This is a genomic window from Pseudomonas sp. RC3H12 (assembly GCF_018596375.1).
Taxonomy (GTDB): Bacteria; Pseudomonadota; Gammaproteobacteria; order Pseudomonadales; family Pseudomonadaceae; genus Aquipseudomonas.
The window spans coordinates 4,412,174-4,434,843 of record NZ_CP075595.1; the positions used below are offsets into that span (position 1 = coordinate 4,412,174).

A 22,670-nucleotide genomic window follows, 5' to 3' on the forward strand; every position below is an offset into this window, starting at 1 on the left:
GTCACTGCTCCCCGGCCAGCGGTTTGCGCAAGACGCCATACACCACCTGATAGGTGGCAGGCAGCCCCTGAGGCTGGCGGAACTGTTCATAGGCCTGCAACAGGCCCTGCATCCGCGCACGTCCGGTCAACCCCGATGGGCGCCCCGGATTGAGGTTGTGCGCACCCAGTGCCTTGAGCTCGTGGGTCAGGCTGCGCACGTCGGGGTAATGCAGTACATGGGGATGTCGCTCCAGGCCGATCAGCTCCAGACCGCTTTCCCCGCATAGACGCTGGTAATCCTCGAAACGCCGGAAGCGATTGACGTGCACCATGCCATCGACGGCTTGCCAGCTGGCACGCAACTCATCAAGGGTGCCCACGCACAAGCTGCTGAATGCCAGCACCCCGCCTGGGCGCAGCACCCGCCGCGCCTCACCCAGCACGCTGGCGAGCTGGCCGCACCACTGCACCGCCAGGCTGCTGAACAGCAGATCGACACTGCCATCGCGCAACGGCAGACGCTCGGCGTCACCCGTCACATGGTGCCGGGCGCCGCCTTGCTCACGGGCATGGCGCAACATGCCCTCGGCAATGTCCACCGCCACACCGTCGGCATCGCTGAAGCGCTCGGCCAGGACCCGGCTGAAATGGCCGGTGCCACTGCCCATGTCCAGCCAGCGCGCTGGGACGAGACCTGCGGGCAGTTTCTCCAACAGCGCCATGCCTACTGCGCGCTGCAAGGCCGCGACACTGTCATAGCTGGCCGCAGCGCGGGAAAACGAAGCCGCCACCTGGCGCTTGTCCGGCAGGGCACCGGGCAAGGTGGGCTGGGAAAGATCAGTCATCGCCACTCTCATGCAGGAAACTCTTGATGCCCGCCGCCAGCTCCTGCGGGTACTCCAGCAGGAAGGCGTGGGAACTGTCTTCGACCAGGCCGACTTCCACGTCGGGCAACAGGTCGCTCAGGGCCTTGGCAGCCTCCACCGGCACCAGCGCATCACTGCCGGCGAACAGGTGCAGCTGCGGGCCGCCGTATTGCTCCAGGGCAGCGCGTGTATCAAGGCTGTCCAGCACCTCCAGCCCAGTGGCCAGGTACAGCGGATCGGTATCGGGCACGCCGACGCCCAGTTGGCGCAGCAAGGTGCGCGGTTGCTGCGCGCCATCGCTGCACAAGGTGCGAAAGCGCTTGAGGGTCACCTGGGTATGGCTGCGGCAGCCATCGAGGAAGGTACCGAAGGTATCCGGTGCCATCCCGTGCGGCCAATCCGGCCGAGCGACAAAGCTGGGATTGCTCGCCAGCGTGAGCAAGCCGCAGCAATGATCGCCGCGCTTGTGGGCCAGGGCGCTGGCGAGCATGCCACCCAGCGACCAGCCGCCAAGCCACACGTCGTTGGGCAGCTTGCGGTCGAGGTAGTCGACCCAGGCCAGCGGGTCGCTGTCGGCCAGGTCCGGCAACGGCATCAGTTCGACCTGCAGGCGCGGGTCCTGGGCACGCAGGCTGGCGGCCAGCGGCTCCAGTGAGGCGGTGCCCAGCCCCCAGCCGGGCAGAAGGATCATTCGGTTACGCATCGGCGGACTCCAGCTGTGGATAACACTCGGCCAATGCATTCAACAATAGCTGCACCTGCGCCTCACTGTGGGCGGCGCTCAGGGTCACCCGCAGACGGGCGCTGCCAGCGGGTACGGTGGGTGGGCGAATCGCCGTGACCAGCAGACCGCGTTCACGCAACAAGCGGGACAATGCCAGCGCCCGCCCCGCATCGCCGATAAGGATCGGCTGGATCGCGGTGTGGCTTTCCATCAGGGTCAGGCCGATCTGCTCGGCGCCTGTGCGGAACTGCTGGATCAGCGCGGCCAGGTGCTCGCGCCGCCAGCGCTCCCGGCTCAGCAGCTCCAGCGCCTTGAGCGTGGCGCACGCCAATGCCGGCGGCTGGCTGGTGGTGTAGATGTAGGGCCGGGCGAACTGCACCAGTGCCTCGATCAGGTCCTCGCTGCCGGCAACGAAGGCGCCGGCGGTGCCACAGGCCTTGCCCAACGTGCCGATCAGCACTGGTACGTCGTCGACACCCAGGCCGAAATGCTCGACCAGGCCGCCGCCGTTGGCGCCCAAGGTACCAAAGCCATGGGCATCGTCGACCATCAGCCATGCCCCACGGCCGCAGGCGACCTTGGCCAGGGCCGGCAGGTCGGCGCAATCGCCATCCATGCTGAACACGCCATCGGTGACCACCAGGGTATTGCCGGTGGCTTTCTCCAGGCGACTGGCCAGGCTGGCCGGGTCGTTGTGCAGATAGCGGCTGAAGCGGGCGCCACTGAGCAGCCCGCCGTCGAGCAGGGAAGCGTGGTTGAGGCGGTCCTGCAAGACTGTGTCGCCCTGCCCCACCAGCGCGGTGATGGCCCCGAGGTTGGCCATGTAGCCAGTGGAAAACAGCAACGCGCGAGGGCGCCCGGTCAACTCGGCCAGTGCTTCTTCAACGTCATGGTGCGGCGTGCTGTGGCCGATCACCAGGTGCGAGGCGCCACCGCCGACACCCCAGCGCTCGGCGCCATCGCGCCAGGCCTTGATCACCTCGGGGTGATTGGCCAGGCCCAGGTAGTCATTGCTGCAGAAGGCCAGCAGCGGCTGGCCATCGACCACCACCTGCGGCACTTGCGGGCTGTCCAGCAGCGGCCGTTGCCGATAGAGGTCCGCGGCACGCCGTTCGGCCAGGCGCGCGGCGAGATCGAAGGCCATGCTCAGGCCGAGGCTGCGTCGTAGAACAGCTCGCTGCTGCGCTGCTCGACCAGCGCCTGTTCGATGGCGGCCTGGTGCACTTCGTCGGCGTGCTCTTCACGGGCTTCCGGCTGGATACCCAGGCGGGCGAACAGCTGCATGTCCTTGTCGGCCTGCGGGTTGGCCGTGGTCAGCAGCTTCTCGCCGTAGAAGATCGAGTTGGCCCCGGCCATGAACGCCAGGGCCTGCATCTGCTCGTTCATCTGCTCACGGCCGGCCGACAGGCGCACGTGGGACTTGGGCATGAGGATCCGGGCCACGGCGAGCATGCGGATGAAGTCGAACGGATCGACGTCTTCCTCGTCGGCCAGCGGCGTGCCAGCAACCTTGACCAGCATGTTGATCGGCACCGACTCCGGGTGCTCGGGGAGGTTGGCCAGCTGGATCAACAGGCCGGCGCGGTCGTCCAGCGACTCGCCCATGCCAAGGATGCCCCCGGAGCAGATCTTCATGCCGGCGTCACGCACGTAGGCCAGGGTCTGCAGGCGTTCGCTGTAGGTGCGGGTGGTGATGATGCTGCCGTAGAACTCCGGCGAGGTGTCGAGGTTGTGGTTGTAGTAGTCCAGGCCGGCTTGGGCCAAGGCCTGGGTCTGCTCCTGGTCGAGCTTGCCGAGGGTCATGCAGGTTTCCAGGCCCATGGCCTTGACCCCTTTGACCATCTCCAGCACGTAGGGCATGTCCTTGGCCGAGGGATGCTTCCACGCCGCGCCCATGCAGAAGCGGGTCGAGCCGATGGCCTTGGCCCGGGCGGCCTCCTCCAGCACCTTCTGCACTTCCATCAGCTTCTGTTTTTCCAGCCCGGTGTTGTAGTGGCCGGACTGCGGACAATATTTGCAATCTTCCGGACAGGCGCCGGTCTTGATCGACAGCAGCGTGGAAACCTGCACGCGGTTGGGGTCGAAATGTGCACGGTGAACGGTCTGGGCCTGGAACAGCAGGTCATTGAACGGCTGCTGGAACAGTGCCTTGACCTCGGCCAGGGACCAGTCGTGACGGGTTGTTGCAATTGCGCTGGCGCTCATCGGCGTTTCCTTATCTATGGTCTGACTGACGCCGGGACAGGGAAACCCACCAGCGCATCACGGATAGCTCGCATAGTCACGGAAGGCCCCATGAACTGTCAACCAATCAAGAACACACTGGTTTACATCTGTACAAATATCGAACAATCCTGTTTGCTTTGCGATGAGCTCGCGGGGCAGCCCTACCCACTGTGCGTCGCCTGCGAGCAGGCGCTGCCCTGGCTGCAGGAGCAATGCCGCCGTTGCGCGCTGCCCCTGGCCCTGGACGACCTTCTCTGCGGCAGTTGCAGCCGCCGCCCACCGGCATTCAGACGGGTGATCGCGCCCTGGCATTACGGCTTTCCCGTCGACACCCTGATAAGCCGCTTCAAGCACAACTGCCAGTGGCCCCTGGGACGGTTGCTCGCCCAACTGCTCGGCCAGAACCTGAGCCACCACTATCACGAAGGCTTGCCACGGCCAGATCGCTTGTTGCCCGTTCCCCTGGCCGGGCGTCGACTGCGCCAGCGCGGCTTCAACCAGGCGGCGATGCTCGCCCGCTGGCTCGCCAGACAGTTGCGCCTGCCCTGCGACGAGCACTTGCTGCAGCGGGTGCGCGATACACCGGCGCAACAGGCGCTCGGTGCCAAGGCCCGGCAACGCAACCTGCGTCAGGCCTTCGCCCTCGCCCCGGGCAGTGAACTGGACGGCCTGCATCTGGCGCTGGTCGACGACGTGCTGACCACCGGGGCGACCGCACAGACCATCGCCCGATTGCTGCGCCAGGCCGGTGCCCGGCGGGTGGATATCTACTGCCTGGCGCGCACACCGCGCCCGGGCCAGGCTTGACTTGCCCCGGTGACGGCGGCAACGTCGCGGGACCTACACCACGCCTGATGCCCGCCCATGTCCCTGCCCGCCTTGCTCACCCAGCACATCGCCCGCCGCCCACAGCGCATCGCCCTGCTGCAACATGTCGCCGAGCAGGGGTCCATCACCCGCGCCGCCAAGGCCGCGGGGATCAGCTACAAGGCCGCCTGGGATGCCATCGACGAACTCAACAACCTGGCGGCACACCCCCTGGTCGAACGCAGCACCGGGGGCCGGGGCGGTGGTGGCGCCCGGCTGTCCGCCGAAGGCGAACGGGTACTGCGCCTGTACCAGCGCCTGCAGGCGTTGCAGGCAGAGATCCTGGAGTCCGCCGAGGACAGCAGCGACTTCGCCCTGCTTGGCCGGCTGATGCTACGCACCAGTGCGCGCAACCAGTTGCAGGGACGCATCAGCGGGCTGCGCCGCGAAGGCCGACATGACCGTATCAGCCTGGACCTGGGCGGCGGTCTGGAGATCGAGGCCTTGATCACCCGGGGCAGTACCGAGCGGCTGGAGCTGGCGCTGGGGGGCACGGTGGTGGCGCTGCTGAAGGCGGGGTGGGTGCAGTTGCTGGGGCCGGACGAGCTGGCGGAGCAAGGCAGCAATTGCCTGAAGGCCAAGGTCGAGGAGCTTGTCGGTGAGCAGGACGGTCCAGTCGAGGTGCGCCTGGCACTGGGTAACGGGCAGACTTTGTGCGCTTTCGCCGAGGCTGACTGGCTGGCGCAGTATCAAGTCGGGCCGCAGAGCATGATGCGGGTGCAGTTCCATCCGTCGTTCGTGTTGCTGGGCGTGCCGGTCTAACCGGCTACGACAAGGGCGGGGCCTGCCTTGTGATTGGGGTAACATGCAGCCACGCCGTCCCCGCGCCTGGAGCCTTTCATGTCCCACCCCTTCGACACCCTCACCCCCGACCTCGTGCTGGACGCCGTGGAAAGCCTTGGCTTTCTCAGCGATGCGCGGGTGCTGGCGCTCAACAGCTACGAAAACCGTGTCTATCAGGTGGGCATCGAGGGAGAACAACCGCTGATCGCCAAGTTCTACCGCCCTGGGCGCTGGAGCGATGCGGCAATCCTCGAAGAACATGCCTTCACCGCCGAACTGGCGGAGTGCGAAGTGCCCGTGGTGGCGCCGCTGCTGCACGAGAGCCGCTCCCTGTTCGAGCACCGGGGGTTTCGCTTTACCCTGTTCCCGCGCCGTGGTGGCCATGCCCCGGAGCCGGGCAACCTCGACCAGTTGTACCGCCTGGGTCAGTTGCTCGGGCGCTTGCATGCCGTGGCGGCCATCCGGCCATTCGAACACCGTGAGCAGCTGGCTGTGGACAACTTTGGCCATGCCTCGCTCAACACCCTGCTGGACGGTGGCTTCGTTCCTCGCGAGCTGCTGCCGGCCTTCGAATCCGTGGCCCGCGACCTACTCAAGCGGGTCGAGGATATCTACGCCCGCACCCCGCACCAGCGAATCCGCCTGCACGGCGACCTGCACCCCGGCAACCTGATGCACCGCGACGACGTCTACCATGTGGTCGACCTCGACGACTGCCGCATGGGCCCCGCGGTGCAGGACCTGTGGATGATGCTTGCCGGCAGCCGCGAAGAGCGCCTCGGCCAGCTGGCCGAGCTGATCGACGGCTACAACGAATTCCACGACTTCGACCCGCGTGAACTGGCCCTGATCGAGCCGCTGCGCGCCCTGCGCCAGCTGCACTACAGCGCCTGGCTGGCGCGGCGCTGGGATGACCCGGCATTCCCGCGCAGCTTCCCGTGGTTCGGCCAGCCGCGCTACTGGGGTGACCAGATCCTGGCCCTGCGTGAACAGATGGCCGCCCTCGATGAACAACCGCTGAAATTGTTCTAGGTGCACGTCGCGCTCTGTCTACAATAGGCGTCGCTTTATTTAGCTACCTAAGCAAGGATTCTGCATGCACGCCGCAAACCCGCGTCGCGGGTATATTCTGGGCCTCGGCGCCTACATCATCTGGGGCCTGTTCCCCCTGTACTTCAAAGCCATCCAGAGCGTCCCGGCGGTGGAGATCATCGTCCATCGGGTGCTTTGGTCGGCGCTGTTCGGCTCGCTCCTGCTGCTGGTATGGAAGCACCCCGGCTGGTGGCGCGAACTGCGCGACAACCCCAGGCGCCTGGCCATCCTGGCCCTGAGCGGCACGCTGATCGCCGGCAACTGGCTGACCTATGTATGGGCGGTGAACAACGGGCGAATGCTCGAGGCCAGCCTGGGCTACTACATCAACCCGCTGATCAACGTACTACTGGGCATGTTGCTGCTCGGTGAGCGCCTGCGCCGCCTGCAATGGCTGGCAGTGGGCCTGGCGGCCCTGGGCGTGGCGCAACAGGTCTGGCAGGTCGGCAGCCTGCCCTGGGTATCGTTGGCGCTGGCACTGTCCTTCGGCTTCTACGGGCTCATCCGCAAGCAGGCGCCGGTCGCGGCGCTGCCCGGCCTGGTGGTCGAAACCTGGATGCTGGTACCACTGGCGATCGGTTGGCTGCTGCTGCACCCAACGGCCAACAGCGCCAGCCTGGCGTTTTTCAACAGCAGCGAGGCACTGTGGCTGATCGCCGCCGGCCCGGTCACCCTGATACCCCTGGTGTGCTTCAACGCCGCCGCGCGCCACCTGCCGTATACCACCCTGGGCTTCCTGCAGTACCTGGCGCCGACCCTGGTGCTGCTGCAGGCGGTGTGGCTGTTCGATGAGCACCTGACCTCCAGCAACCTGCTGGCGTTCGCGTGCATCTGGGCGGGGCTGGCGGTGTACAGCGTCGATGCCTGGCTGAGTTTGCGCAAGCGCGCCTGATCAATTAATGATCAAACACCTGCAGGCCACGGACTTCGTGGCCTGCAGCAAGGTCTCCAGAGGTTATCCACACCCTCGTCCCCGTGGTTTGTGCACAAGCAACTGATTACTGGGTGTTTTTTGCTCAATACTGGCTAACCGGCGTAGTTATTGGGCTGTAGCAGTACGCCCCCAGGTTATCCACAGGGGCGTCCCCGTTAAATCGGGATAACCGTGGGAGCGGCGGTTCGCCGTTGCGACTTGCCCCGCGATTGCCCGCAATCAATCCTCCGGCCGCAGCCGCAACTCCACCATCAGATCATCCGCCAGGCTCTCCAACCTTGCCTGCAAATCATCCAGAGACAAGGTCAAGGGCAGCGCCAGCAGTGCATCGGCCTGGAACAATGGCTCGCTGCTCATCGGCGCCGGGCGCACCTCAGTGCTCAGACGCTCCACATTCACCCCAAGCTCTGCCAGCAGGCGGGTAATGTCGCGAACGATGCCGGGCCTGTCGTTGCCCACCAGTTCCATCGCTATCGGTTTCCAGGTGCAGGACGGCTCGATGCCGCTTTCGGCGATCAACACTCGAATGCCGTGGTCGCCCAGTTTCTGCAACGACTCGACCAGTTCGGCGTAGTTCTCCGCCGGTACCGCCACCCGCAAGATCCCGGCGAACTGGCCGGCCATGCGTGACATGCGGCTTTCCAGCCAGTTGCCATTGTGATCGGCGATGCACTGGGCGATACGTTCTACCTGCCCGGCCTTGTCAGGGGCGATCACGGTCAGTACAAGATGGTCCACGGGGCCACTCCTTCATTCGTCTGCAAGCGCCGCCGCAGATGGGGGCGATACGGGGATCGAATCAGTATAGGCAAGGCGCGGCAACCTGCCGCAGGACAGCCAGGCCAACTAATCGTGTACTGTTTCAAGATTTATCTGGAACAATCCACCTGTTTTTTGCGAACATGTCGCCTCCCAGCGTGACCCTATGCGTCCAATCGGTCGCAGAGCGACGCTTTTAGTCTGATGTTTACCTGCCTGCTGCTTCATGTAGTATGCATCGGCGCGGACTACAAAAACGTCGTTTCGATGTCTGCCAAGGCGCCTGTGAAAATACGCCAACCGCCCGCCGGCCCGTCTGGCGAGCCGCACCCAGCCGCCCCGGATTACGCGGGCATGCACTGGTGCCGTGTTTAGAGAAGCGCTACAGGCTTAATACAGAAGAGCGAAAGCGAAATAGCTGAGCAGAGGTGAGGCAAGCAATGACTGGATACGTTCAAGTCGGTGGCCTTCAGGTCGCCAAGGCCCTGTACGACTTCGTCAACGACGAAGCGATTCCTGGAACCGGCATCGAAGCCGACAAGTTCTGGGCCGGGGCGGCAGAGATCATTAAAGACCTCGCTCCCAAGAACAAAGCCCTGCTCGCCAAGCGCGACGAGCTGCAAGCCAGGATCGACGCCTGGCACCAGGCCCGCAAAGACCAGGCCCATGACGCCGTCGCCTACAAGGCATTCCTCCAGGAGATCGGCTACCTGCTGCCACAAGTCGAGGACTTCCAGGCCACCACCCAGAACGTCGATGACGAGATCGCGGTCATGGCCGGCCCGCAGTTGGTGGTGCCGGTGATGAACGCCCGTTTCGCCCTGAACGCCGCCAATGCCCGCTGGGGCTCGCTGTATGACGCGCTGTACGGCACCGATGTCATCAGCGATGAAGGCGGCGCTGAAAAAGGTCAGGGCTACAACAAGGCCCGTGGCGACAAGGTCATCGCCTTCGGCCGTGCCTTCCTCGACCAGGCCGCGCCGTTGGCCGCAGGCTCCCATGTCGACTCCACCGCCTACCGCATCGACGGCGGCAAGCTGGTGGTCGCCCTCAAGGGCGGCAGCAACAGCGGCCTGCGTGACGATGCCCAGCTGATCGGTTTCCACGGCGATGCCGCCGCACCGACCGCCGTACTGCTCAAGCACAACGGCCTGCACTTCGAGATCCAGGTCGACGCCAGCACCCCGGTCGGCAGCACCGACGCCGCCGGCGTGAAAGACATCCTGATGGAATCGGCTCTGACCACCATCATGGACTGCGAAGACTCGGTCGCCGCCGTCGATGCCGACGACAAGGTCATCGTCTACCGCAACTGGCTGGGCCTGATGAAAGGCGATCTGGCCGAAAGCGTGAGCAAGGGCGGCAAGACCTTCACCCGCACGATGAACCCGGACCGCGAGTACGCGGCGCCCAATGGCGGCAGCGTGACCCTGCACGGCCGCTCGCTGCTATTCGTGCGCAACGTCGGGCACCTGATGACCAACCCGGCGATCCTCGACGCCCAGGGCAACGAAATCCCCGAAGGTATCCAGGACGGCCTGTTCACCAACCTGATCGCCCTGCACAACCTCAACGGCAACACCAGCCGCAAGAACACCCGTACCGGCAGCGTCTACATCGTCAAGCCGAAGATGCATGGCCCTGAAGAGGTGGCATTCGCCGCCGAGATCTTCAGCCGCGTCGAAGACCTGCTGGGCATGCAGCGCAATACCGTCAAGGTCGGCATCATGGACGAGGAGCGCCGCACCACGGTCAACCTCAAGGCCTGCATCAAGGCTGCGGCCGAGCGCGTGGTGTTCATCAACACCGGCTTCCTCGACCGCACCGGTGACGAGATCCACACCTCCATGGAGGCCGGCGCCGTGGTGCGCAAGGGCGCCATGAAGAACGAGAAGTGGATCGGCGCCTACGAGAACAACAACGTCGACGTCGGCCTGGCCACCGGCCTGCAGGGTCGCGCGCAGATCGGCAAGGGCATGTGGGCCATGCCCGACCTGATGGCCGCCATGCTCGAGCAAAAGATCGCCCACCCGCTGGCCGGCGCCAACACCGCCTGGGTACCGTCGCCGACCGCCGCCACCCTGCACGCCCTGCACTACCACAAGGTCGACGTGCAGGCCCGTCAACGCGAACTGGCCTCGCGCACCCCGGCTTCGGTCGACGATATCCTGACCATCCCGCTGGCGGCCAACACCAACTGGTCGGCCGAGGAAATCCGCAACGAGCTGGACAACAACGCCCAGGGCATCCTCGGCTACGTGGTGCGCTGGATCGACCAGGGCGTGGGCTGTTCGAAGGTACCGGACATCAACGATGTTGGCCTGATGGAAGACCGCGCCACCCTGCGGATTTCCGCCCAACTGCTGGCCAACTGGCTGCGCCATGGCGTGGTCACCCAGGAGCAGGTGCTGGAAAGCCTCAAGCGCATGGCCGCGGTGGTGGACAAGCAGAACGCCGGTGACGCCCTGTACCGCCCGATGGCGCCGAACTTCGATGACAACATCGCGTTCCAGGCGGCGATCGAGCTGGTGGTGGAGGGTGCCAAGCAACCGAACGGCTACACCGAGCCGGTCCTGCACCGTCGTCGTCGCGAGTTCAAGGCGCGCAACGGGCTGTAAGCCGCCTGTAACGCATCGCGGGGCAATCCCGCTCCCACGCCAGTTCACATCTGGCGTGGGAGCGGGATTGCCCCGCGATCGTTTTCAGCTCTGCCCTATTCGCAACTCCTTCCTCACCAGCTCCAGCAACCTGTCCAGGTCCACCGGCTTTAGAAGGAAATCCACGACCCCCAGGTGCATCACGTCCACCGCTTCCTTCACATCGGTGTCGCCCGAGACGACGATGATAGGAAGAGCAGCCCGTTCCGTCTTATGCACCTCCTCGATCAGTTTCTGGCCATCCAGAGGTTTCATGCGCAGGTCGGTGATCATCAGTGCGATACGCGACTGATAATGCAGTTTGAGCAGCGCCTCCTCAGTTCCATCAGCCTCCATGCAGTCGATCTGGTGGCTCTGCAGATACAGGCACAATGCCTGTCTGCTCACCGGGTTGTCGTCCACCACCAGCACCACCGGACGAGCCGCGACAGGCGCACTCACTCCGGCCAGTGCCTCGCGCTCGGCGTCACTCAGTATGTCGTCATGCTCGGCCATGGCCCATCTCGTCAAAAAAATCTCGTTCACAGCTTAGGACCGCGAAATTTACATAGCCCGGTTCGCCTTTCGTCGGGTCCTTGACAGCCTCGCTCTAGACTTACGTCCAATGGGCACCACAGTACGGCCAGCCGACCATGGGGGCCGAGAACAACAAAGCCGACCCCTATAGATAGATATATATAGTTCGGCGTAGCGATACGGTCAGCTTCATGAGCAAAAAGGACGCCTATACCCAGGCCGGCAGGACAGCGGTACTGCAAAACATCCAGGGCACCCTGCAGTTCCTGCAGCGTTTCCCGCCGTTCAACCAGATGGAACACAGCCACCTGGCCTACCTGGTGGAACAGTGCCAGCTGCGCTTCTACGCGGGCGGCGAAAGCATCATCACGCCGGCCGAGGGCCCGGTCGAGCATTTCTATATCGTCAAGCAGGGGCGCGTGGTTGGCGAACGTCACCATGTCACCAAGCCAGGCACCGAGACCACCTTCGAGATCACCAGCGGTGAATGCTTCCCGCTGGCGGCTTTGCTCGGCGAGCGGGCCACCCGCACCGAGCACCTGGCCGGCGAAGACACCTTCTGCCTGCAACTGGACAAGGCCGCGTTCATCCGTGTGTTTTCCATGTCCGAGGTGTTCCGCGACTTCGCCTTGCGCGGCGTCAGCAGCCTGCTCGACCAGGTCAACCAGCAAGTGCGCCAGCGCGCCGTGGAGACCCTGGGTACCCAGTACTCGCTCAACACACCGCTGGGCGAACTGGCGCTGCGCCACCCGGTTGTGTGCACGCCAGACACGCCCCTGCGCGAAGCCGTGCGGCAAATGCACGAGCAACAGGTCGGCAGCATCGTGATCATCGATGAGCAGCGCCACCCCATCGGCATCTTCACCCTGCGCGACCTGCGCCAGGTGGTGGCCGACGCCAGCGCCGAACTGACCGCACCCATCGAGCGCTACATGACCGCCAAACCGTTCTACCTGAGCCCCCAGGCCAGTGCGTTCGATGCCGCCATGGCGATGACCGAACGCCACATTGCCCATGTCTGCCTGGTGGACAACCAGCGCCTGTGCGGGGTGATTTCCGAGCGCGACCTGTTCTCCCTGCAGCGCGTCGACCTGGTGCACCTGGCCCGCACCATCCGCCATGCACCGCGGCTGGACAGCCTGGTGGCACTGCGCGGCGAAATCGGCCAACTGGTCGAACGCATGCTCGCCCACGGCGCCTCTTCGACGCAGATCACCCAGATCATCACCCTGCTCAACGACCACACCGTGTGCCGGGTGATCGAACTGGCCATCGCCGAGCGCGGCGACCCGGGCGTGCCGTTCAGTTGGTTGTGCTTCGGCAGCGAGGGCCGCCGCGAGCAGACCCTGTACACCGACCAGGACAACGGCATTCTTTTCGAGGCCCGTGACGGCGCCGAAGCCGAGGCGATCCGCGCACGCTTGCTGCCGTTGGCCCAGCAGATCAACCACAACCTGGCCCAGTGCGGCTTCACCCTGTGCAAAGGCAACGTGATGGCCGGCAACCCCGAGCTGTGCCTATCGCGTGGCGAATGGGCGCGGCGCTTCGCCGGCTTCGTGCGCGAAGCCAGCCCCGAGAACCTGTTGGGCTCAAGCATCTACTTCGACTTGCGCGTGGTCTGGGGCGACGAGCAGGGCTGCGAGCAACTGCGCCAGGGCCTGCTGGAGCAAGTCGCGGACAACCGAATTTTCCAGCGCATGCTGGCCGACAACGCCCTGCGCCAGCGTCCGCCGGTCGGGCGCCTGCGCGAGTTCGTGCTGACCCGCCAGGGTGACGACAAGGCCGCCACCCTCGACCTCAAGGTGCAGGGCCTGACCCCGTTCGTCGATGGCGCCAGGCTGCTGGCCCTGGCCCACGGCATCACGGCGTGCAATACCCTGGAGCGGCTGCGCCAGCTGATCGCCAAGGGCATCATCGACTCGCTCGACGGCGCCGCCTATGAAGAGGCCTACCACTTCATCCAGCAGACCCGCATGCAGCAGCACCAACGCCAGAGCCGCGAGAACATGCCTTACTCCAACCGGCTCGACCCCGACAGCCTCAACCACCTGGACCGGCGCATCCTGCGCGAGTCCCTGCGCCAGGCCCAGCGCCTGCAGAGCAGCCTGGCCCTGCGGTACCAGTTGTGAACCTGTTCGCCTGGTTGCGCCCCACAGCCCCCGAACTCGATGCGGCGCTGCAGCGGCGCCTGGCCGCGCTGCCCGGCCCTGCGCCCCTGGGCGTGTGCTCCCTGCGCGAACAGCGCTGGGTGGTGCTGGACCTGGAGACCAGCGGCCTGAATCTCAATCGCGACCAGGTGCTGTCGATCGGCGCGGTGGCCATCGAGGACGGTGCCATCGACCTCGGTCGGCCATTCGAGCGGACCCTGCGTCGCCCCGAACAGAAAACCAACGCCAGCGTGCTGATCCACGGCCTGGGCCCCAGTGCCCTGGCCGCCGGCTGCGAACCGGCCGAAGCACTGCTCGACCTGATGACGTTCATCGGCGACAGTCCGGTACTGGCGTTCCATGCCCCTTTCGACCAGCGCATGCTGGCCCGGGCGTTGAAGGACAGCCTGGGCCTGCGCCTGCAGCATCCGTTTCTCGACGTGGCAGAGCTGGCGCCGATGCTCAACCCCGACACCGTGCTGCGCGAGGCCGGGCTGGACGACTGGATCGCCCGTTTCGGCCTCGAAGTCCAGGCCCGCCACCATGCCAGCGCCGATGCCCAGGTGACCGCGGAACTTGCGTTGATCCTCTTCAGCCAAGCGCGCCGCCAGCAACTGGACAGCCCGCTGCAGCTGGAACAGCGGGTGCGCCAGTGGCGACGACGCAAGGCGCAGCACCACGGCCTCTGATTTTTATCGCGCCCCCTGACATGCTGGCAATCCGATAAGCGTCAATTGCGCCCTCCCCCTGCCTCTGCCACAATCGCGAATAATTATCGTTAGTTAACGCATTCTTTCCCGGGGAACGCTTCTTGACGTCTGCGCACAGTCCACATGCCGAACTGGTCGGCGCGCTGTACCGCGACCATCGTACCTGGCTGCTGGCCTGGCTGCAGCGCAGCACCGCCTGCCGCCAGCGTGCCGAGGACCTGAGCCAGGACACCTTCGTGCGCCTGCTCGGCCGCGAGCGTTTGGACACCCCCCGCGAACCCCGCGCCTTTCTGGTCGCCGTGGCCAAGGGCCTGTTGTTCGACCACTTCCGCCGCGCCGCCCTCGAGCAGGCCTACCTCGCGGAACTGGCGCTGCTGCCCGAAGCCGAGCACCCGTCACCGGAACAGCAACACCTGATCCTCGAAGACCTCAAGGCCATCGACCGCTTGCTGGGCAAGCTCTCGAGCAAGGCCCGGGCAGCCTTCCTGTACAACCGCCTGGACGGCCTGGGGCACGCCGAGATCGCCGAGCGCCTCGGGGTGTCGATCTCGCGCGTGCGCCAGTACATCGCCCAAGGTCTGCGCCAGTGTTATGTCGCCCTTTACGGGGAGCCGACATGAAGCATGCCCCGGTTTCCAGCAAGGTGCTGGAAGCGGCCATCGCCTGGAAGCTGTGCCTCGACGAAGGTAGCGGTACCCCTGACGAACGCAGCGAGTTCACGCGCTGGCACGCCGCCCACGAGGAGCACGCCCGCGCCTGGCTGCAACTGGGCATACTCGACCAGCGCGTCAACGCTGCCGCCGGGCCGGTACGCCACACCCTGCTGCAATCCCGGGCCGGGTTGCGCCAGCGCCTGGGCGGCCTGGCCGGCATGCTGCTGCTCGGCAGCCTGCTGGCCTGGGCCGGCGCACCGTCACTGTCGCCCACCTACTGGCTGGCCGACCAACGAACCAGTACCGGCGAGCTGCGCACCCTGCGCCTGGAAGACGGCACCCTGCTCAGCCTCAACAGCCAGACCGCGGTGGACATCGACTTCCAAGGTGAGCAGCGACTGATCGTCCTGCACCAGGGCGAGATCTCGGTGGAAACCGGCCACAAGGACAGCCGCCCATTGCTGGTGCGCACCGAGGAGGGCCGCCTGCGTCCGCTGGGTACCCGCTTCCTGGTCAAGCGCGAGGAGGCCGGCACACGCCTGGAGGTGCTGCAGGCATCGGTAGCCGCCAAACCCCAGCACAGCGGCGACGAGCAGGTGCTGCGCGAAGGCCAGCAAGTGCTGATGAGCGCCGACGGCCTGGGCAGTGTCACCCCCGTGGCGGTCGGCAGCGACGCCTGGACCCGCGGCATGCTGGTGGTGGACAACGTGCGCCTGGCCGACCTGGTGGCCACCCTCGGCCAGTACCGCAGCGGCCATCTAGGCGTCAGCGACGCAGTGGCCGAGCTGCGCGTGAGCGGCAGTTTCCCGCTGACCGACACCGACCTGGCCCTGGCCTCGCTGCAACCGGTGCTGCCGGTGAAGATCGAACGGCATACGCCGTGGTGGGTCACCGTTACCGCCAAATAGCCCCAGCCAGCCCCCCTTTGGGAGCCGGCTCGCCGCCTCCCAAAGGGTTTTGCAAATCAGTCGTATTTTTTTCACACCCCCCTGTCACTTTCCCACTTTCGCTCGGCAAGGAAGCAGTCAGCACTATTTCGTCGAGGAGCCGCTGAATGTCCCGTGCCGTTGATGCTTTGCTTCGCCCCAGCCTGATGGCCCTGGCCATCGGCCTGGCCACCCCGTTGGCCAGCACCGCCCTGTTCGCCGCCGAACAGTCCGCCATGCGTGCCTACAACCTGCCCAGCGCACCGCTGGCCAGCACTTTAAACCAGATCGCCAGCCAGGCCGGTATCGCCCTGGCGCTGGATCCGGCGCTGGTCAGTGGGCGCAATTCGGCGCCGGTCAGCGGTCAGTTCGACGCCGTCGGCGCTCTGCAAGCCGCGCTACGTGGTACGGGCTTGCAACTGCAGCAGAGCAGCGCCGGCAGCTATAGCCTGGTAACGGCGAGCGAGGGCACGCTGGCACTGCCGGAGACCAACATCGACGCCAACAGCAGCTTTGAAAGCGCCTGGGGCGCGGTAGAGGGCTACACCGCCAAGCGCACCGCCGCCGGCACCAAGACCGACACCGCGCTGGTCGAAGTCCCACGCTCCATTTCCGTCGCCACCCGCCAGCAGATGAGCGACCGCGGCGTGCAGAGCCTGGATGATGCAGTGAAGTACATGCCCGGCATCGTCTCCGCCAGTTTCGGCAGCGACACCCGCTATGACTGGATGCGCGTGCGCGGCTTCGAGCCGACCCAGTTCCTCGACGGCCTGCCCCTGCCTCGCGGCGTCTATGCCAACCCGAAAGCCGAAACCTGGAACCTCGACCGCCTTGCACTGCTGCGTGGCCCGGCCTCGTCGGTGTATGGCCAGACCCCGCCCGGCGGCCTGCTGGACATGGTCAGCCGCCGCCCCCAGGCCGAGAGCAGCCACGAGATCCAGCTGCAGTACGGTAGCGACAACCACCGCCAGATCAACTTCGCCAGCACCGGCAAGCTCGATGAGCAGGGCCAGTTCCTCTATGGCGTCAGCGGCGTGGTGCGCGACAGCGGCACGCAGATCGACCATATCGACAACAAGCGCTACAACATCGCCCCAAGCCTGACCTGGAACATCGACGACGACACCTCGCTGACCTTCCTCAGCCAGTTCACCCGCGACGATACCGGCGCCACCAGCCAGTTCTACCCGATCCAAGGCACCAAGATCGACATGCCGTTCGGCAAGGTATCCCGCCACAAGAACCTGGGTGACCCGGATTACGAATACTACGACCGCACCTACTACGCGCTGGGCTATGCCTTCGAGCATCGTTTCAACGATGTCTGGCAGTTCCGCCAGAACCTGCGCTACACCAAGAGCGAGTTGTCGTTCCAGACGATCACCGTTGGTAGCTACTACCAACCCGGCGGCCCGGTGGACAACGAGGGCAATGCCAGCCGCATGTCCACCAACGTCGATGAGGACATCAGCCAGTTCGCGCTCGACAATAACTTCCAGGCCGACTTCACCACAGGCGATATCAGCCATACCGTGCTGATCGGCCTGGACCACCAGCGCACCAAGTCCGACTTCCTCTCCATCTATGGCTTCAACGTACCGCCCACCAACGTCAACAACCCGGTGTACGGTTTGCCGATCACCCGCCCGGACCGCGCCTCGGCCTATCTTGATTACAACCAGAAAACCGTGCAGACCGGGCTCTACATCCAGGACCAGATGGCGCTCGACAAATGGCGTCTGACCCTGGGCGGGCGTGAAGACTGGGTGCATACCGGCACCACGTTCCTCAACAAGGGCAATGCCACCAACACCCAGCGCGACAAGCAGTTCAGCGGCAACGCGGCACTGAGCTATGTGTTCGATTCAGGTTTTGTTCCCTACCTGTCCTACGCCGAGTCTTTCCAGCCAAGCACCGGCTCGAGCGCGGACGTCGAGAAGTCGTTCAAACCAACCGAAGGCCAGCAATGGGAGCTGGGGATCAAGTATCAGCCACCTGGCTCCAACACCTTGTTGTCTGCGGCCGTGTATGACCTCACCCAGAAGAACGTGACCGTCACCAACAACGTGGGTGGGGTGCCGGTCTCCAGCCAGACCGGTGAGGTCAAGGTCCACGGCCTGGAACTGGAAGCCGTCTCCGACGTCACCGACAACCTGAAAGTGATCGCCGCCTATACCCTGGCCAAGTCCGAAGTCCAGAAGGGGCAGTACAAAGGCAACCGCCTGCAACAGATGCCCAACCAGCAGGCCTCCTTGTGGGCCGACTACACCTGGCATACCGGTGTGCTTGACGGCTTCGGCATTGGCCTTGGCGCACGCTACACCGGCAACCGCTACGGTGACGAAGCCAACACCTGGCTCGGCAAGAGCAAGGCCTACACTGTGTTCGACGCCGCGGTGCACTACGACCTCGGCCGCCTGGACAGCAGCCTCAAGGGCGCCTCGGTGGCAGTCAACGCCAGCAACCTGCTGAACAAGGACTACCTCTCGACCTGCGACGGCTACTACTGCTACTACGGCGACCAGCGCAGTGTCGTCGCCAGCGCCACCTACAAGTTCTGAGTGACCGGAGCCATCGCGGGGCAAGTCGCATCGGCGCACCGCCGCTCCCACAGGCGGTGGGAGCGGCGGTGCGCCGATGCGACTTGCCCCGCGATGCGCAAGGAGCCGTGATGAAAAGCCAAACCATCCGCCGCTGGTCAGCGATCCACACCTGGAGCAGCCTGGTGTGCACGCTGTTCCTGCTGCTGCTGGCCCTCACCGGCCTGCCGCTGATCTTCCACCACGAGCTGGAACACCTGCTGGGCGATGCCCCCGAACTGCGCGAGATGCCCGCCGGCACCCCGCACCTGGACCTGCAGCAACTGGTGCTCAAGGCCGAACAACACCGTCCTGGCGAAGTCATGCAGTACTTCGGCTACGAAGAGGACGAACCCAACGGCGTGGTGGCAATCATGGCCGCCACCGCCGGCACCCACCCCGACCAATCGCACACCTTCATGCTCGATGCCCGCACAGGCGAGGCCGTGGCCATGCCGGCGGCCAACGGCGGTTTCATGATGCTGATGCTGCGCCTGCACGTGGACATGTTCGCCGGGTTGCCCGGCAAGTTGTGGCTGGCCTTCATGGGCCTGCTGTTCGTCGTCGCGATCTTCTCCGGCACGGTGCTGTACGCGCCGTTCATGCGCCGCCTGAAGTTCGCCACGGTGCGCCACGACAAATCCCGGCGCCTGCGCTGGCTCGACCTGCACAACCTGATCGGCGTGGTCACCCTCACCTGGGCCCTGGTGGTCGGCGTCACCGGGGTGATCAGCGCCCTGTCCGACCTGGTGATCGCCGCCTGGCGCAACGACAGCCTGGCGGCCATGGTCGCGCCCTACCGCGATGCCCCGCCGCTCACCGAACGCGCCCCGGCCACGCAGCTGCTGAAGATCGCCGAACAGGCCGCGCCCGGCATGCGCCCGGACTTCATCGCCTTCCCCGGCACGCGCTTCTCCAGCGAGCACCATTACGCGGTGTTCATGAACGGTGCCACACACCTGAGTTCGCACCTGTTCACGCCGGTACTGATCGATGCTCGCACCCTTGCAGTGACGGCCGTAGGCGATCGTCCCTGGTACATGGATGCGATGGGCCTGTCGCAGCCTTTGCATTTCGGCGATTACGGCGGGAGACCGATGCAGATCCTCTGGGCTTTGCTGGACGTGCTGACAATCATCGTGCTCGGCAGCGGCCTCTACCTGTGGTGGGGCAAGCAGCGCAAAACCAGGGAGTCGCGCGCATGAGCCACAGGTCGCAAGCCACTGTACGCATCTTCGTCTGGCCAGCGTTGATTGCCATATTTGGGCTTCTGGGCCTCTTCGCCGCACTGCTCGGCGACGGTGGCTGGGACATTCTGGCATGGGCCGGCCTGGGTCTGCCGGCCCTGTTGAGCTTGCGCGGGCTGCTCTGGCGTCGGGTGCGCTAGCCCGCTACCACCCCGCAACCGCAGGCATTGCCAAGCATGGGGATTTTCCTCAACCAAGGACCCGCCCCATGCGCCCCCTCGAACAACTGGAACAGATCGACCGACATATCAGCGACCTGCTCGGCGGCCTCCCGACCCTTGACCCTCAGCACCCCATCAACCCCGATACACGCACCTGGCTGCACGGCGAACTGGCCAGCTTCTGGACAACGGCCGATGAGCAAGGCGAAACCCCAAGACAAAAGCTGCTGGCACTGCGCAAGGCGCTGATGCTTGCCGAGGTTGAATTGCGCCTGGGCGACCAGACCTTGGCCAACGGGTCAGCCGAGCAGCTGCGGGCGTGCCTGGAACAGCCACTTCCCTCCCAGCGCAGGCAGCTGCCCCTGGACAGCAGGCCACAGGTCTATCGCGTGCTGCTCGACGGCATACGACCCAACTGGCGTAGCTACCTGCCAGGCACACTGATCATCGTCGCCGGCACCGCCGAGGGCCCTATGCTCACGCCTCAGGATGCCGCAGGCATGGCCTTGCTATGCAGCCTCTCACAAGGCATAGAGGCCTTCGACTCCCTTGCCGCACTGCACCAGGAACTTTGCGAACGCCTGGAGGACCCACTCCAGAGCAAGCCTCTGCTGCATCTGTATCCTGACCCACAGGCGGACCGCGTTCGTCGGTCACAGCGCCTGCGCTATGACTGGTACACCGATAGCCTGCTGGAGGCCCAGATCGACAGTGCGATAGAAGCCCAGCGCCAACGCTTGAGTGACGCCGTCTTGTGGAGCAACGGCTCACCCGACCAGCACCCCCGAATACATAAAGCCATGCAACTCTGGCACGAAGTCGGCGCCAAACCCATCCTGCTGACACGTTACTCCAGATTACTTGAGAAGAACCTGCCAAACTGGCTGCGCAACACATCTGCGCAAGGCCTGAGCCATATGATGCAGACCATGCAAGAGCTGGTGGCAATCGCCGAGCAGGCTGCTGCCCCGGGAGTGCTGAGCCTTAACGACTTCAAGCAGCGCAATAGCCTGCTGGCCTGGGCCAACGCACGCCTTCGCGAGCGCCTTAGCCATAACCTGGGGTACGACACAGATCCTCGCGATATCAAGATCAGGGTCGTGCGTGCCCGCCGCACCGGCGCCATCATGCATCCCTTCGCCATCTCATCCTATGTCACCTATGTCGGCATGCGACGCGTGGGCCACGAGATGGTGGAAATGGTCGAGGAAATCAACACGCTCGAAGAGATCGCCCTCAAGAACTTGCCGTGGTTCGATACCGACTACTGGCTTACTGCTCGGGTGAGCCATGCCCACGGAAAAGCCATTCCCGCCGGGCTCACGCCGCAGTATGTCAAGCACATGGTCCGGGAACTGAACGTAGGTGACAGCTACGCAAAGTACCTGCACACCCAACTTATCAGTTCCAGAGCGGGCAAATGGCGCCTGACCGCGCACAGCAAGGTCAACCGTGCACGCATGCACGCTGAAGCAGTCAAGGCGCGCTACGCCGGACACTTTGGCGAAGACCCTTTCGAACACGGCTACAACTGGGTGCGCGCAGTGTTGGACCAACCACACAATGCCTTGCGTGCGCCAGTCACAGGCTACCCGGTCACTGTTCGGCAGCTAAACATCATGGGCCATACCCTGCAGGGCGTGCTTCTGCTCAACAGCCCTCCCAACAAGTCTCCGGCATGCGTGCTGTACACCCCGGATGCCCCGGACCGCAGGTCCTGGCGCCGCTTTCGAACAACCCGCGAACTGCTTCGCACATTGCGCCAACAGCCCACGTTGAGAGCATACGTAGCCCAGCGCCTGCCATTGCTGCCTGCCGCCACGGTGCAGCGGCTGCTGGACAAGGGGCGCATGAGCACACATTTGACGACACCCGAGATCAAGGACGACCTTTTCTTCGTCTACTACATGGCCGAAGCCCGGGCGCTGATCGCTCAGGCCGATGCCGACAGCATGACGACCAGGGAAGTGAACGTGGCATCGGTCATGGCGCTCAGCTGGCGCTTACTGGACTTCATCAGCCTGCTGCTGCCAAACCGTGCGCTGCTGGTGCTGTCGATCGGCCGCATGGCAATTGATATCTGGGACGGCGTCGAGGCCTTCAAGCAAGAGGATGTCGCAGGGGTGATGCGGCATGCCTATCAAGCGCTTAGCCACCTCAACGATGCGGGTACCAGCTTTCTGGGTTCCAGAGTGCTACGCCGATCCCTGCGCGGGATCCCCAAACAACCGCCATTGCCACTGCCCGCACGCCTCCAGGTACAACCAGGCAGCAGCCTGCGCTATCGCATAGACGGTATCTACGGTGAAGGTGTATACGAGCAAAGCTCGGCGTTTGGCGGGCACTCACTGTACTTCGTCAAGGACAACGACAACCGTTATTACCAGGTCAGCTTCGACGGCTACCGCTGGCGGGCCATCGACCCTGACCAGCCGGACGTTTACCTGCAGCAACCGCTCAAGCGCAAGTCCGACGGGCAGTGGGTCATAGACTCACCGGTACTCTGGTACGACGGGCTGCCCGACCTGAAGCAGTTATTGCAAGACTGCTACCTGCAGGTGCCTGTGGCCGGCCTGCCACTGAACATCGAACAAGGGCTCTTTGAGGCTGACGATCAGCTGTACCTGGCGCTCGAGAACGGACAGTTGCCGGTGCGTCGTCACCTGCTGCCGGATCACTACCACTTGCAGATTACTGTCGCCAACAACGCCGGGGTGGTGCCGTGGGCGGTGATGCGTCACGAAAACGGCCAGTGGCTGATACGCGTTCGCCAGGCAGGGCGCAGCAGTGACTGGCTGACCCTGCCAGACCAACCACCGCCCGCCCAATGAAAGCCCGAACC

At 64.8% G+C, this 22,670-nt stretch carries 18 protein-coding genes and 1 pseudogene; 13 read left to right on the plus strand and 6 right to left on the minus strand.

Annotated elements, in window-relative coordinates; genetic code table 11:
• Position 1 precedes the first annotated feature (1 nt).
• Genes bioC through bioB form a run of 4 tightly spaced genes read right to left on the minus strand, consistent with a single transcriptional unit; the run spans position 2 to position 3,776 of the window.
• Positions 2 to 826: a malonyl-ACP O-methyltransferase BioC gene (gene bioC / locus KHO27_RS20135; RefSeq protein WP_214500680.1), complete on the minus strand. Its 825-nt coding sequence runs from the start codon at positions 824 to 826 to the stop codon at positions 2 to 4.
• Positions 819 to 1,550 (minus strand): alpha/beta fold hydrolase, encoded by a 732-nt coding sequence (locus tag KHO27_RS20140; protein ID WP_110697440.1) that lies wholly within the window; start codon positions 1,548 to 1,550, stop codon positions 819 to 821. The genes bioC and KHO27_RS20140 overlap by 8 nt, the downstream gene beginning before the upstream one ends.
• Positions 1,543 to 2,715 (minus strand): 8-amino-7-oxononanoate synthase, encoded by a 1,173-nt coding sequence (gene bioF / locus KHO27_RS20145; protein WP_110697438.1) that lies wholly within the window; start codon positions 2,713 to 2,715, stop codon positions 1,543 to 1,545. Before bioF ends, KHO27_RS20140 begins: the two co-directional genes overlap by 8 nt.
• A gap of 2 nt (positions 2,716 to 2,717) precedes the next feature.
• On the minus strand, positions 2,718 to 3,776 hold the full coding sequence (gene bioB, locus KHO27_RS20150) for a biotin synthase BioB (protein ID WP_110697436.1): 1,059 nt from the start codon (positions 3,774 to 3,776) through the stop codon (positions 2,718 to 2,720).
• A gap of 90 nt (positions 3,777 to 3,866) precedes the next feature.
• On the opposite strand from bioB, the gene KHO27_RS20155 reads away from it, so the two are divergent.
• From KHO27_RS20155 to rarD, 4 genes are all read left to right on the plus strand, one after another.
• Entirely contained in the window at positions 3,867 to 4,604 is a 738-nt protein-coding gene (locus KHO27_RS20155) for a ComF family protein (protein WP_214500681.1), read from the plus strand.
• Positions 4,605 to 4,661: 57 nt separating this feature from the next.
• Complete coding sequence (locus tag KHO27_RS20160) at positions 4,662 to 5,426, plus strand: TOBE domain-containing protein (RefSeq protein WP_110697431.1); 765 nt, start codon at positions 4,662 to 4,664, stop codon at positions 5,424 to 5,426.
• Positions 5,427 to 5,504: 78 nt separating this feature from the next.
• Positions 5,505 to 6,479 carry a serine/threonine protein kinase gene (locus tag KHO27_RS20165; protein WP_214500682.1) on the plus strand — a complete coding sequence of 325 codons (975 nt, stop codon included), beginning with the start codon at positions 5,505 to 5,507 and terminating at the stop codon, positions 6,477 to 6,479.
• 64 nt (positions 6,480 to 6,543) lie between these two features.
• On the plus strand, positions 6,544 to 7,431 hold the full coding sequence (gene rarD, locus KHO27_RS20170; protein ID WP_046857417.1) for an EamA family transporter RarD: 888 nt from the start codon (positions 6,544 to 6,546) through the stop codon (positions 7,429 to 7,431).
• A 261-nt stretch (positions 7,432 to 7,692) separates the two neighbouring features.
• Here rarD and KHO27_RS20175 read toward each other — a convergent pair whose 3' ends face one another.
• Positions 7,693 to 8,211 (minus strand): glycine cleavage system transcriptional repressor, encoded by a 519-nt coding sequence (locus tag KHO27_RS20175; RefSeq protein WP_046857418.1) that lies wholly within the window; start codon positions 8,209 to 8,211, stop codon positions 7,693 to 7,695.
• A 461-nt stretch (positions 8,212 to 8,672) separates the two neighbouring features.
• Here KHO27_RS20175 and KHO27_RS20180 point away from each other — a divergent pair, with 461 nt between their 5' ends.
• Positions 8,673 to 10,850, plus strand: a complete 2,178-nt coding sequence (locus KHO27_RS20180; protein WP_111532013.1) for a malate synthase G — start codon at positions 8,673 to 8,675, stop codon at positions 10,848 to 10,850.
• A gap of 84 nt (positions 10,851 to 10,934) precedes the next feature.
• Here the strand turns inward: KHO27_RS20180 and KHO27_RS20185 are convergent.
• Positions 10,935 to 11,391: pseudogene (locus KHO27_RS20185) on the minus strand (response regulator).
• A gap of 205 nt (positions 11,392 to 11,596) precedes the next feature.
• Between KHO27_RS20185 and KHO27_RS20190 the strand changes: the two are divergent.
• From KHO27_RS20190 to KHO27_RS20225, 8 genes are all read left to right on the plus strand, one after another.
• Complete coding sequence (locus KHO27_RS20190; protein ID WP_110697423.1) at positions 11,597 to 13,534, plus strand: putative nucleotidyltransferase substrate binding domain-containing protein; 1,938 nt, start codon at positions 11,597 to 11,599, stop codon at positions 13,532 to 13,534.
• Positions 13,531 to 14,241 (plus strand): 3'-5' exonuclease, encoded by a 711-nt coding sequence (locus KHO27_RS20195; protein ID WP_110697421.1) that lies wholly within the window; start codon positions 13,531 to 13,533, stop codon positions 14,239 to 14,241. Before KHO27_RS20190 ends, KHO27_RS20195 begins: the two co-directional genes overlap by 4 nt.
• Before the next feature lie 122 nt (positions 14,242 to 14,363).
• A complete protein-coding gene (locus KHO27_RS20200; RefSeq protein WP_110697419.1) occupies positions 14,364 to 14,882 on the plus strand; it encodes an RNA polymerase sigma factor in 519 nt (172 codons plus the stop codon).
• The gene (locus tag KHO27_RS20205) at positions 14,879 to 15,823 is read left to right on the plus strand and encodes a FecR domain-containing protein (protein ID WP_214500684.1); all 945 of its coding nucleotides are present in this window, start codon (positions 14,879 to 14,881) and stop codon (positions 15,821 to 15,823) included. Before KHO27_RS20200 ends, KHO27_RS20205 begins: the two co-directional genes overlap by 4 nt.
• 146 nt (positions 15,824 to 15,969) lie before the next feature.
• Positions 15,970 to 18,402 (plus strand): TonB-dependent siderophore receptor, encoded by a 2,433-nt coding sequence (locus tag KHO27_RS20210; RefSeq protein ID WP_111532012.1) that lies wholly within the window; start codon positions 15,970 to 15,972, stop codon positions 18,400 to 18,402.
• A gap of 110 nt (positions 18,403 to 18,512) precedes the next feature.
• The gene (locus tag KHO27_RS20215) at positions 18,513 to 19,625 is read left to right on the plus strand and encodes a PepSY-associated TM helix domain-containing protein (protein ID WP_214500685.1); all 1,113 of its coding nucleotides are present in this window, start codon (positions 18,513 to 18,515) and stop codon (positions 19,623 to 19,625) included.
• Positions 19,622 to 19,807, plus strand: coding sequence for a hypothetical protein (locus tag KHO27_RS20220; protein WP_111532011.1), 186 nt, complete (start codon positions 19,622 to 19,624; stop codon positions 19,805 to 19,807). The genes KHO27_RS20215 and KHO27_RS20220 overlap by 4 nt, the downstream gene beginning before the upstream one ends.
• A gap of 68 nt (positions 19,808 to 19,875) precedes the next feature.
• A complete protein-coding gene (locus KHO27_RS20225) occupies positions 19,876 to 22,659 on the plus strand; it encodes a dermonecrotic toxin domain-containing protein (protein ID WP_214500686.1) in 2,784 nt (927 codons plus the stop codon).
• The last annotated feature ends 11 nt before the right edge of the window (positions 22,660 to 22,670 follow it).